The organism is Anoxybacillus sp. LAT27 (assembly GCF_022030075.1).
In the GTDB taxonomy this organism is placed as follows: Bacteria; Bacillota; Bacilli; order Bacillales; family Anoxybacillaceae; genus Anoxybacillus; species Anoxybacillus kestanbolensis.
Window position 1 is genome coordinate 1 of the sequence record NZ_JAIWYK010000012.1, and the last position, 11,464, is coordinate 11,464.

The window sequence follows — 11,464 nt, forward strand, 5'->3', positions numbered from 1 at the left end:
ATACTTCCCCAGGTCTACCTTTATGAATCACTAAATCAATCGCCGCGCAATGGTCTTTTACATGCAACCAGTCACGAATATTTTGACCGTCACCGTAAATCGGAAGTTCTTTCCCTTCCAACGCATTTGTGATCATTAACGGAATGAGTTTTTCAGGGAAGTGATATGGTCCATAGTTATTGGAACATCTCGTAATGTTCACATTTAGCCCATATGTTTCATGATACGCTCTTACAAGTAGGTCTCCACCAGCCTTACTTGCCGAATAAGGGCTATTCGGTGCTAGTGGTGTTTCTTCTGTAAAATATCCCGTTTCTCCAAGTGTACCATACACTTCATCCGTTGAAATTTGCACATATTTCTTAATATGGTTGTCTTTTGCCACATCTAATAACGCTTGCGTGCCCAATACATTTGTTTTTACGAAAATATCAGGATCTGTAATACTGCGGTCGACATGCGACTCAGCCGCAAAGTTCACAATAACGTCAATCTCATGTGTTTTAACAAGATAATCCAATAGCTCACGGTTATTGATATCACCTTTTACAAATGTATAGTTAGGATGATTCTCCACATCTTTTAAGTTTTCAAGATTACCAGCATAAGTTAATAAATCATAATTGACTACTTTATAAGTTGGATATTTCTCAAGCATGTAACGGACAAAGTTGCTGCCAATAAAACCTGCTCCGCCTGTAACTAAAAGATTCATTATTATCTCTCCCACTCAAAGTTGATTTCGGCATCTGCTAATAGTGGATGTTTTGTATCTTTTTCAGAAAGAATTGGGTTTGCTGTCGGCCAGTCAATTCCTAACGCCAGATCATTCCAAAGAATGCCGCGATCATGTTCTGGAGAATAGTATTCATCCACTTTATATTGTACTTCCGTGTTTTCCACTAACGTACAAAAACCATGCGCAAATCCCTTTGGTACGAGCAATTGCCGTTTATTATCCGCGCTTAAAATAAAACCTTGCCATTTGCCAAACGTCGGCGAACCTTTGCGTATATCAACAACCACGTCATAGATAGCCCCTCGAGTAACGCGCACTAATTTTGTTTGCGCCTTTGGGTTTAACTGATAATGAAGTCCGCGAATCGTTCCAGCTTGCTGGGATAACGAGTGATTATCTTGAATAAAGTTGAAATCAAGCCCATATTCCGCAAAAAGTTTTTTATTGTAACTTTCCATAAAAAAGCCCCGGTGATCACCAAACACTTTTGGTTCAATCAATAACACACCGGGTAATGAAGTCTTAATCACTTTCATAACACGCACCTCATAATTTATAAATATATTGGTTTCTTTTTCTGGTTAGCAATATCTATCAAATATCGACCATATTGATTTTTCTTTAACGGCTCAGCTAACTTCAATAACTGTTCTCTTGTAATATACCCTTTTAAATAAGCAATTTCTTCAAGGCATGCAACTTTTAAGCTTTGACGTTTCTCGATTGTTTCAATAAATTGGGAAGCCTCAAGCAATGATTCATGCGTGCCGGAATCCAGCCAGCAAAAACCTCTTCCCAAAATCTCCACATGCAATTCGCCAAGCTCCAAATATTTTTTGTTCACATCGGTAATTTCCAGCTCGCCACGCGCGGAGGGCTTAATGCTTTTCGCAAATTCAACAACGCGGTTGTCATAAAAATACAACCCTGTCACCGCATAATTAGACTTCGGATGTTTCGGTTTTTCTTCAATGGAAATGACTTTTCCATTTTCATCAAACTCTACAACGCCAAAACGTTCTGGATCATTTACGTAATACCCAAACACCGTCGCTCCCGTTTTTCGTTCCACGGCGTTTTGCAATAACTTTGTCAATCCATGGCCATAAAACAGATTGTCTCCTAAAATCAGCGCAACATTATCATCACCGATAAACTTCTCTCCAATAATAAACGCCTGTGCAAGACCATCTGGCGAAGGCTGCACGGCGTAGGATAACGAGATTCCTATGTCTGAGCCATCTCCTAGTAATTCTTGAAAGCGTGGTGTATCACTAGGAGTAGAAATAATCAAAATATCACGAATGCCAGCTAACATGAAAACAGATAACGGGTAATAAATCATCGGTTTATCGTAAATAGGTAACAATTGCTTAGATACTGCCTTTGTTAAAGGATAAAGGCGGGTGCCGCTTCCTCCAGCTAAAATAATCCCTTTCATTATTATGCATCCCCTTAATTAGCTATCCAGAAATAGTTGTTCATAGTCGCTTACAATTTTATCCCATGAATATTCATTAATGATACGATCTTTTGCTTTCGCTCCTAGTAATTCTATTTGCTCTTGAGTATATTGATCCACCATATTAATCAACTGACTTAATGATCCTTGCTCTTTTGTAAAATATAACGCCCCATCTGCACCAACTTCTTTATTAAAAACTACATCTAGTAATAAATTAATTTTCGTTGATGCCAATGCTTCCAGAAGAGAAGGGTTTGTCCCTCCCACTTCATGACCGTGTAAATATCCGTAAGCTTGCTCACGAATTTTCTTTAAAAGTTCCTGATCATACACAGTCCCAACAAATTTAATACGAGGATCGCGATCAAATTTAGTTTTCTCGAGCAACTGTTGATAAAAAGCATTTTGCTCGACATTTGAAATAATCACTAAATCCTTTTTAGTGTTAGATGCCATAAACTCGCGAATCATTAGTTCATAGTTATTTTCAGGAACAAAACGTCCCACAATTAAATAATATTCAAACTGCTTTAACTGATGTTGACGATACCAATCAACTAGCTTCGCATCATCATCCGCAAGTGAAGATGCCTTCACATCCGCTCCATAAGCAATAAACGTAGTTTTCGGGCGATATTGTCTATATTCATTTTGAATGTATGACTCAATCCCACGTGAATCGCATACTAATAAATCCGCATGTTTCACCATTAAACGCTCAGAAAACTTCCAATAACGTTTAATCCAATAATTCCATTTACTTCGTTTCCATTCATGGCCGTCAGGGTTTACAAACACCTTGACCCCCATTTTCTCTAGCTTTTTCTTATAGAAAGCAAAAAACGGACCAATTCGACAAGCCAAAATATAAACAATGCTGTTAGTTAGATTGTACTCTTTAATATATCGAATACATTCCCGTAAACTCATTAAATCATAAAGAACCGCTTTCGCACTTCCCACATCAGGAACCTTTACATTAAAACATCTAGCATTGTTATAATAAAATTCATCGTTATTCTCCCCTAAACATGAAACATGGTAAGTGATATCCTCACTTACCTTTCTTTTGGTCAAATATTCTACAAACGTTTCAAAGCCACCGTATTTGGCAGGGATACCCTTTGAGCCTATTATAAATATATTTTTCAAATTACACACCTCAACTATTATCTAATATCTATTTGAACGTGTTGCAAAACACATAACGAATGTATAAATGCACATAAAAACCTACCACCTTGTAAATCATATCACTGACCAAAAAACAAAACCAAGGGGTGAACACTATCATGATTTCTAATTTGAATGATGAACATGCATGTTCTTATGAAATCGACCCACTTTTAAAAGCATTATTTCAGTATATCGACTCTCTATATCGTTACTAAAAACACAGCATTTGAAAGGAAGACCGACAATGTCAAAAAAAGCGTTGTTGAAATGTTTCTTTTTGAAGACCTATTTTTCCATTGACTCCTTTAGGAAACTAGTGCGCATCCTGCAACGCTTTCGTTGTTTTCAGCGAGCTTGTAGGCTTGTTCGAATTCCTTATCTTTCCACATTTTCCTTAACAATGTAGTAGTTCCATAAACAAGGATTTACTGTTTTTCATGCACTGCTGCTAAAAGATTTAAAAGTGAAATATTCCCAAATAGTGCTGATCGACAGTACTGATCTTCGGAGTAGTCTTTACGATTCTCAAGCGAAGTGGGGAGTGTCTACCCGATACTATTGTTTTAAAGGTATAATCTTCACCTCTGCACCACTACTGAGGAAATTATTTTATCCTCATATAATTGACTAAAGCGAATCGGAATGATGCCGCAGTGGTGCCAAAACTGCTTGCTTCTTTAGAGCAATGGGATATCGAATTCGCATTAGGCAATGCCGCCTATGACAGTAAAAAGATTCGTTAAACAGCCGAACAAGCAGGAATCAAGTTTATTTCCCCCATCAACTTCCGCAACAGCAAGGAACAAAAAGATGCCTATGGCCGAGCTCTTCCTGTCTTTTTTGAAAACGAGGTTTGGTCAATAGCTATTTGGACTTCGCTGCGAGATTGAGCGTGTATTTAATGAATTAAAGAGTGACAGGCTGGAATAGCCAAGATGGTACGAACTGATATTTACTGCATGTGTTATGTTACATACTTATGCATAACTTCGAGTTTTTACTCTAGAGTTTTGCAACACCGTCTAAAAAATAAAGAATAGCGCCAAATTTTGTGTAAGGAAAGAAAAATAGAATATCTCTGAAATGCTTTTGAAATGGTGGGAGACTCTTTCCTTCTAATCAGATTGAATATTCAGTCTGATTAGAAGGAAAGCGAAGCTCTCCTTATTTTACTACCTTACATTTTTTTAATTGTAACGTTCTTCAAATATTCGCTGGAGTACTTCATGTGTTTTGGAAAATCTTCGTAACTTTCTCTCTGCCCACTTCCTGTTGAAATGGTGAAGGATCAATACACGATCTTTTCAGCTACTTCTAAGATACCTGTTACCCTTCTTAATACGCTTTTACCCATCTTTGCACAAGATTAGGGCTAAGCTCGTATCTTCTAGCTACCAATGCTTTATTTCCAACTTCTAATGCTTCTTTCACTACTTGTAGCTTAAATTCCTTTGAATGTTTTCTTCGTTTCATGTAAATCAAAAACCCCCTTCATTTGGTCACTTCGATTATAAAAAACACCTTATCGAGTGTCCAAATTCATTAGGGGGCTAATGAGACAGTATATAACCCGTGGTGCTATATAAATGCACCTTGAAAAGTTAACCTTTGCATCACGCTGCACACCCCAAGCGTCGAAGCACCTCTTCCGGTTGTTGATCTATATATTCCATAAACCGGGCAATGGCTTGGTCAATATCCATTTGATCTTTGTGAAACACATTGGCAATGACCGCATCCTTGAGCCATTTCCACAAGCGTTCGATGGGATTCAGCTGTGGGGAATAAGGAGGTAAAAAGATCAAGTGAAACGATTCCCCTTCTTGGCGCAAGAAATCTCTCACCATTTTGGCATGGTGGATGCGGGCATTGTCGAGCACGAGCACGATCAGCTGGTCTGGATAACGGCTCTTCAAGATCTTTAAAAAATCCAAAAACGTCGTCGCATTCGCAGCGACTGCTCGATGAAGAACGGTGTCCCCATTGAGCACATTCACCGCCCCAAATACAGAAACGTGGGCATGATGGCCGTACGTGGGCACTTGTTTTTGCCGGCCTGCCTCCGACCAAGTGGCCCGCAGGATTTGATAAGACCGAACATGAGTTTCATCGGCATATAAAAGAATCGTATCGGGAGTGATCAGTTTTTTTTAATGAGATCCATTTGTTTCTCAAACGCCTGCTGTTGTTCGGCATCGCCTTTGGCCAGGGTATAGGTGGGACGAGTCCAAGACAATCTCATTCGATGTAAAAGTTTGCGAATTCCTTCCCGGGACATGTCCACCTCGTAGTGTTCGCGGATATAAGACTGAAGAATCCGCGTATTCCAAGAAGAAGCGATGTCCCAACCGAGTTCGGCCGGGGTGTGGGTCAAGATCGTCTGTTTCAGTTCCTGTTGCTGTTCCAGTGTCAAAAACGGCTCCCGGCCCGGCGGATATTTCCGATCGAGCAGGAGATCGAGCCCTCCTTCGTTGAATAAGGAGACATAAAATGCGACGCTTTGGCGGCACAGGTTGAGCATGGAAGCGACGTCTTTCCCCAGATACCCTTCCATGACGAGGCGAACGGCCATGACGCGTTGACGCAGGGAAATGTTTTTGATTTTTTTCTCTTCCTTTCGAAGGGTTCGTGGCGTCCATCCATGGTCATTGGTGATTTTCAATCGTTTCATTCCGTTTCCGCTCCTTTTCTTCGTGAAGTACCTAGGAGCAGTATAACCGGGGTGGAAGCCACTTATACGGACGTTAATGTTTCAATGTGCATCTATATAGATAAACTCAAACAAGCATAAAAATAGCCCTTGCATGAGGATCCCCTTAAAATGAAAGTGCAACCAACCATTAAAAAGGAGGATCCCTATGCAAGAGCACTTTCATTTTACTACAGATCGGGCCAAGATTCAAAAGCAATATGCCGCCATTTTCGTTTTTGTTTCTGCTCAACTTTCATGCATTCAGGTGCATCTTCATCGTCGAAATCGCCATTTGGTCAAGCAAGAGGACGCTGTCATCATCGCCATTCATCTTTTAGGAAAGCTGCTCGGTTTTACTTCTGAACGGGCGTGGCATCGTTTTGTCACGGGAAATTTGTTCACAAACGGCTCGTTTCTCGAACGTTCCCGGTATAACCGCCGCTGCCGGGCGCTTGGCTTCGCTATCAAATGGATCCGCCATGAGCTGGCAAAACGTGGCCAACATCATGCCTATGCCGTCGTGGACAGCTTGCCGCTCCCATTGTGCCATACGGCAAGAATGCATCGCGTCAAACGGTTTCAAGAGATCGCCGACATCGGGTATTGCGCTTCCAAAAAGCAATGGTACTACGGGTTGAAGCTGCACCTTCAAGTGACCGATCAAGGGCTGCCAATGGGGTATGTGGTGACGGAAGCATCTTGCCACGATCGAATCGCAGCCGAAAGCGTGATGACCCAAATTCCCCACCCGTATAACTTTGGGGACAAAGGATTCATTAGCCGTGACTTGCAAAAAAGGCTGTACGAAGAATACCAAATGGCGCTTTGGACTCCGTCTCGAAAAAACCAGAAACATCGTGCGTCTGAGACATGGGAGCAGTGGATCCAACAAAAACGCAAAGTGATCGAGACGGTGTTCTCGGTTCTGGTTGACCACTATCGCATCACGGGGATCCGAGCCAATTCGATTATCGGATTTGAAGTGGCACTAGACGGTATATTGTTAGCTTATTCCCTGGTTACACTTGGGCTAGTTGAGCGCTAAAGCTCAACTAGCACCACGGGTTATATAATCTCACTCACTTGTACTTTTATTTATTTAAAAATAATTTAGTAATAACAAGATACAACCCCAGAAAGGGAAGAAGAACATTTTTTAATGCAGTAAAAATGCCACTGGATACCATTGAACCAATACTAAATGAAATTAATAATAAAACACCAATTTCATATAGGTTAATATTTTCCTTTTTTATAATAAAATAATATGTCCCCTGACCAATAAAGCCCATTAATAAAGATAATATTATAACACCTAAAAACCCAAAATTAGCATAAGCTTCTCCAACTAATGTAGTAGTAAATCCTCCTGCAAAGTCCATCCCCATAACATCTTTTAACCATATAGCAAAACTTGGCTGATAACCAGGCAACAGTGTTAATAAATCTATGACTAGAGATTTACCATATAAATATTGATTATTAGATATCCAATCAAAAATCATTTGAATATTGCTAATTTGAACAAAAAATCTCCATTCTAGAGTTAACCATATAATATTATACTGGGAAATAACATCCACACCTTTACTTCTTATAGAACCAGTTAATCCTATTAAAAATAATAATATTAATCCAAATATTAATACTCTAAATAACTTGATTTTTCTATATTTAAAATAAGAATAAAGAACATATGACATTAATAAAAGTTGAAATGCTGGTGATCTATATCCAAGTCCGATAAAAATAATACATCCTAGAAACGAAATTATTATAGATGTTTTATATTTTCCTATATTCATATTATTTAAGGAGAAAATAAGTAATCCTACTAAATAAAAACCATAAGAGAGAAGATACAACCAACTCTTCCCTTCTTTTACTTGAACTCTAAAATAATCAGCATTTTCATTTAAAATTGGAATAGTACCTGCTAAATAGTAATAATAAAAGGTGAGCATACTGCCTATTAATATTAACGATAAACTAAGATAATTCGCTTTATTATACTCCCATGTTGAGTATATACTTTTTTTGTAAATATTAGGAACGATTCTCTTCGATAAAATTCGGTAAAACATGGAACCTAGTATAAAAAACAATGCTCCTATTAATACTAATAAAAAAACCTTTTCGCTAATTAGTATCCTATTAGAATACTTTGGTGCAAAAAGTCCACCAAAAGCAACAAAAATAAAGTAATAAAGTAAATAAAATGAAATAGGATTTAAAATATTCACAAGGTTATATTTTATATGGCTATAAATAATCAATAATATAAAAACTAGAATATATAGCTGATAGAATGAAAACTTCAACAAAATCATAGGAACTATGATACCTATGATGATACCTATGATTATACCTATAAGTAAAGTTAAATATACATAATAGTAATAATTTTTTCTTAATATCATATTTTACTCTCCTAATAAAATATTAATAAATTCTTTTATTTTCTTATAGGTATTAGTATTAGGATCTCCTAAATAATCATAAAGAAATTTATTACTATTATTCATAATTGTATTAAATGATGAATCCTTTTCTCTAATTGATGCTATAGCATTTATAAAATCATCAACATTTTTGACTTGATAACAACAATTATATTTATCATATGGTATTTTTTTTGATATCCTTTTTGAATCAATTTCTATTAAAGTTTTCCCAAAAAGCAATGCTTCTATTCCTATAGTTGACTGCGCTGAAACTACTACATCTGAATCTGCTAACAAATAGTTAGTTGAAGATTTCTCATCTAGAATTACATCTATATAATTATACCTTTTTATAATCTCTTCATAATAATAAATATTCTTTTCAGAAGGATGAGGTTTCACAATTAATGTTATGTCTTTTATATTTTTTACAGCCTCAAGCACCAAAGTTAAAATTTCAACAGTCACATCTTTCTCATATGGAGACAAAGCAACTAATATTTTTAATTTTTCAGTATACTTAGATTTGCAGCAGTTTTTTTGTCTATAACTCTTTATCTTTTTAAATCTTGGATTCCCTGTTATTATTATATTTTCCTCAGGTATTCCCCAATCTATTAGAATCTTTTTTGATATATTACCCCAAACTGCAATTTTATTTGCAAAAAGAGGGGCAAATCCATATTTTCCATTAGTAGCACCATGTTGTAGTACCAAAGATTTAATATTATATTTTTTAGAAATTATTACTAGATGTCTTGATAGTCTATGACAATCTGTTCCAAGTATTATAAGTTTTGGATTTATTTCATTTATGAGATTATGAAGAATATAGTTATCAAGCAGACAAGTTAAAAAAAGTTTTTTTATTTTTTTTTCAAACTCACTACTTATTAATCGATTAATAGCTTTGTTTCCAAAATCTAAGCTAATTTTATTCTTGATTTTTTTTAATCTTTTTGAATAAATAAATCTTTCTCTAATAAACTTGATTAAAAGCTTTAAATTAATAAAACTCCCGAGAGGAATTCCTTTATTCATAAAAAAATGTTTAGAGATTCTAGGTTCAGAGGTAATAATAATATTAGGTTTTTCAATGTTACTTGAAACTAAATTTAACATTTCATTAGTAGGTCTATTATATACATCGGCAAATACAATAATATCTTCTTGATTTTTTTTCTTTTTCTTTACAAAAAGCCCCAATAAATATTTAATATAGTTTTCTTTGAAGTTTCTTTTTGTAATTTCTAATAATTTATTTTTCAAATGTTTTTTCTCTATAATATATCTCTTTGTTTCAAAAACCAATTTATTCCCAGTTACTTTATTTATTTTCATTAAATTTTGTATTAACAACTTATTGCTATTATCCAAAATAATATTTTTATTTAAATTAATCAATTTTTTATAAATTTTTATGGCAGTTAAATATTCTTTAAAAAAATTATAAACGTCTAATTGTGCAACGGGAGCAATAAAATCGCCATTTATGATAAATAAATCTTCAATTCCGTTTGACCATTTTATCGAAATTTCGTATGCTTGATTATTTATATCTTCGTAATCCATTGAATCTAACAACTTATTTACCGTATAAATATTATTATCTGAATTTAGATTTTCTACTTTTTTTAGAACAATTTTCATATAGTTTCACCTAACGTTGTACTGTTTGAGTAACTATTCATCCCGATAGTAGTATGTAAAGAAGCGCAACACAAATAGGGCATCCCTGTGATAGAAAATGCCCTAAGTGGTAGAAAGAACACGATCGAGCGTTTCACCCGTCAACAGAAGACATAACGAGTCCCACACGTTTTTTTCGTGCTTCGTCAGTGTGGAAACGATGCTTCTTGTGATACAAAAAGACTGGGCGAATGTTTCTTCGCGAAACGTACCCGAAATGTTCTCTTTCACTTTGACCATGCGAAGATCGCGTTCGGCTTGGTTGTTGTCAAAGGGAACGTGAGCTTCACGTAAGAAACGCAGCGCTTCTTCCTTTCGTTTCTGAAGCCGTCGAATAAAAGCGAGTGCTTTTTTCGGAAGAGGCGTCTTCGCTTCCAATCGGTGCTGTGCCCTTTTTAGGATGCGATCATACACTCGTTCCCACCGTCTCGCTTCTTCTTCGGAAAGTGCACCGTGATGAGCTTCGACGGCTTGCTTGGCGGCTAACAGAAACGTCGTCATGCGCGATGCCCATGTATGTCCTTGTTCGATGAAGCCCTTCAATTCACGCAAATGATGGGCGTGACAAAGGGCATGGGTGGCTTGCGTGTATTTTGGATACGTACCGAACGCATCGTGCATCATCGTTCCTTGATATCGGGGAAGAATCCCGATATCATCGGTCGCTTTCTTTCCACGAGAAGCGTGAGAAGCCAAGTACGTGTATTTTGATGTACACGCGACATGCACCCATGCGAGTTTCCCATTGATACGCAAACTCGTTTCATCGACATGCAGGATGTTGGATTCAAGTAAGGCGTCTTCGATGATGTCCATGTTCGATTCCAGCGCTTCGCGTCCTCGTTTCACCATATTGGCAAGAGTTCCCGTACTAATCGAGTGTTGATATAACGCTTCGATCGTATCACTTAAACGCTTGTACGGGATCAATTGGATATGATGCAAATAAACAACGAGCGCTGTGAGACGTGGACCGTATTGCACATAATTCGTGACATGGGATGGGAATTCGGCTTGTTGAACACATCGGCAATGTGGACAGGATTTCACTTCACGCTCATGTTGTGTCACCTCGATCGTCACAGGAGGAAGATCAAACACTTGACGGATATCGACTTTGAACGGTTTGACTTCACGCAAAGAAGCCCCACATCCTTGACACGTGTGCACACGATGGACGATGCGATGATGTGGATGTTCCACTTGGCGGAGCGTCGTTCCTTGATGTCCTTCTTGTCCGCCTGGCTTGTTGCCAGATG

Annotated in this window: 11 protein-coding genes and 1 pseudogene; 2 read left to right on the forward strand and 10 right to left on the reverse strand. The window is 37.2% G+C overall.

Going from position 1 to position 11,464, the window contains the following annotated elements; all coding sequences use genetic code 11:
* The 4 genes from rmlB to cps2T all read right to left on the reverse strand — a co-directional run.
* Positions 1 to 715, reverse strand: a 715-nt coding sequence (gene rmlB, locus LD028_RS01190; RefSeq protein ID WP_237810646.1) for a dTDP-D-glucose-4,6-dehydratase RmlB, incomplete at its 3' end; no start/stop codon positions are given.
* A 2-nt stretch (positions 716 to 717) separates the two neighbouring features.
* Positions 718 to 1,275, reverse strand: coding sequence for a dTDP-4-dehydrorhamnose 3,5-epimerase (rfbC, locus tag LD028_RS01195; protein ID WP_237810647.1), 558 nt, complete (start codon positions 1,273 to 1,275; stop codon positions 718 to 720).
* A gap of 17 nt (positions 1,276 to 1,292) precedes the next feature.
* Complete coding sequence (gene rfbA, locus LD028_RS01200) at positions 1,293 to 2,180, reverse strand: glucose-1-phosphate thymidylyltransferase RfbA (RefSeq protein ID WP_237810648.1); 888 nt, start codon at positions 2,178 to 2,180, stop codon at positions 1,293 to 1,295.
* Positions 2,181 to 2,198: 18 nt separating this feature from the next.
* Complete coding sequence (gene cps2T / locus LD028_RS01205) at positions 2,199 to 3,356, reverse strand: beta 1-4 rhamnosyltransferase Cps2T (protein WP_237810650.1); 1,158 nt, start codon at positions 3,354 to 3,356, stop codon at positions 2,199 to 2,201.
* Positions 3,357 to 3,496: 140 nt separating this feature from the next.
* On the opposite strand from cps2T, the pseudogene LD028_RS18320 reads away from it, so the two are divergent.
* Positions 3,497 to 4,386 (forward strand): annotated as a pseudogene (locus LD028_RS18320) (transposase).
* Between the two features lie 329 nt (positions 4,387 to 4,715).
* Here LD028_RS18320 and LD028_RS01215 read toward each other — a convergent pair.
* From LD028_RS01215 to LD028_RS01225, 3 genes are all read right to left on the reverse strand, one after another.
* On the reverse strand, positions 4,716 to 4,853 hold the full coding sequence (locus LD028_RS01215; RefSeq protein ID WP_237810656.1) for a transposase: 138 nt from the start codon (positions 4,851 to 4,853) through the stop codon (positions 4,716 to 4,718).
* 140 nt (positions 4,854 to 4,993) lie between these two features.
* Entirely contained in the window at positions 4,994 to 5,524 is a 531-nt protein-coding gene (locus tag LD028_RS01220) for an IS630 family transposase (protein WP_015375204.1), read from the reverse strand.
* Positions 5,521 to 6,051, reverse strand: a complete 531-nt coding sequence (locus LD028_RS01225) for a helix-turn-helix domain-containing protein (protein ID WP_015375203.1) — start codon at positions 6,049 to 6,051, stop codon at positions 5,521 to 5,523. Before LD028_RS01225 ends, LD028_RS01220 begins: the two co-directional genes overlap by 4 nt.
* Before the next feature lie 187 nt (positions 6,052 to 6,238).
* On the opposite strand from LD028_RS01225, the gene LD028_RS01230 reads away from it, so the two are divergent.
* Complete coding sequence (locus LD028_RS01230) at positions 6,239 to 7,117, forward strand: IS982 family transposase (protein ID WP_011230510.1); 879 nt, start codon at positions 6,239 to 6,241, stop codon at positions 7,115 to 7,117.
* A 46-nt stretch (positions 7,118 to 7,163) separates the two neighbouring features.
* Here LD028_RS01230 and LD028_RS01235 read toward each other — a convergent pair whose 3' ends face one another.
* The 3 genes from LD028_RS01235 to tnpC all read right to left on the reverse strand — a co-directional run.
* Positions 7,164 to 8,492 (reverse strand): O-antigen polymerase, encoded by a 1,329-nt coding sequence (locus tag LD028_RS01235; RefSeq protein ID WP_237810653.1) that lies wholly within the window; start codon positions 8,490 to 8,492, stop codon positions 7,164 to 7,166.
* 3 nt (positions 8,493 to 8,495) lie between these two features.
* Positions 8,496 to 10,166, reverse strand: coding sequence for a capsular polysaccharide export protein, LipB/KpsS family (locus tag LD028_RS01240; protein ID WP_237810654.1), 1,671 nt, complete (start codon positions 10,164 to 10,166; stop codon positions 8,496 to 8,498).
* Positions 10,167 to 10,268: 102 nt separating this feature from the next.
* Positions 10,269 to 11,464 (reverse strand): IS66 family transposase (gene tnpC, locus LD028_RS01245; RefSeq protein WP_237810655.1); only part of this gene is annotated, 1,196 nt, incomplete at its 5' end.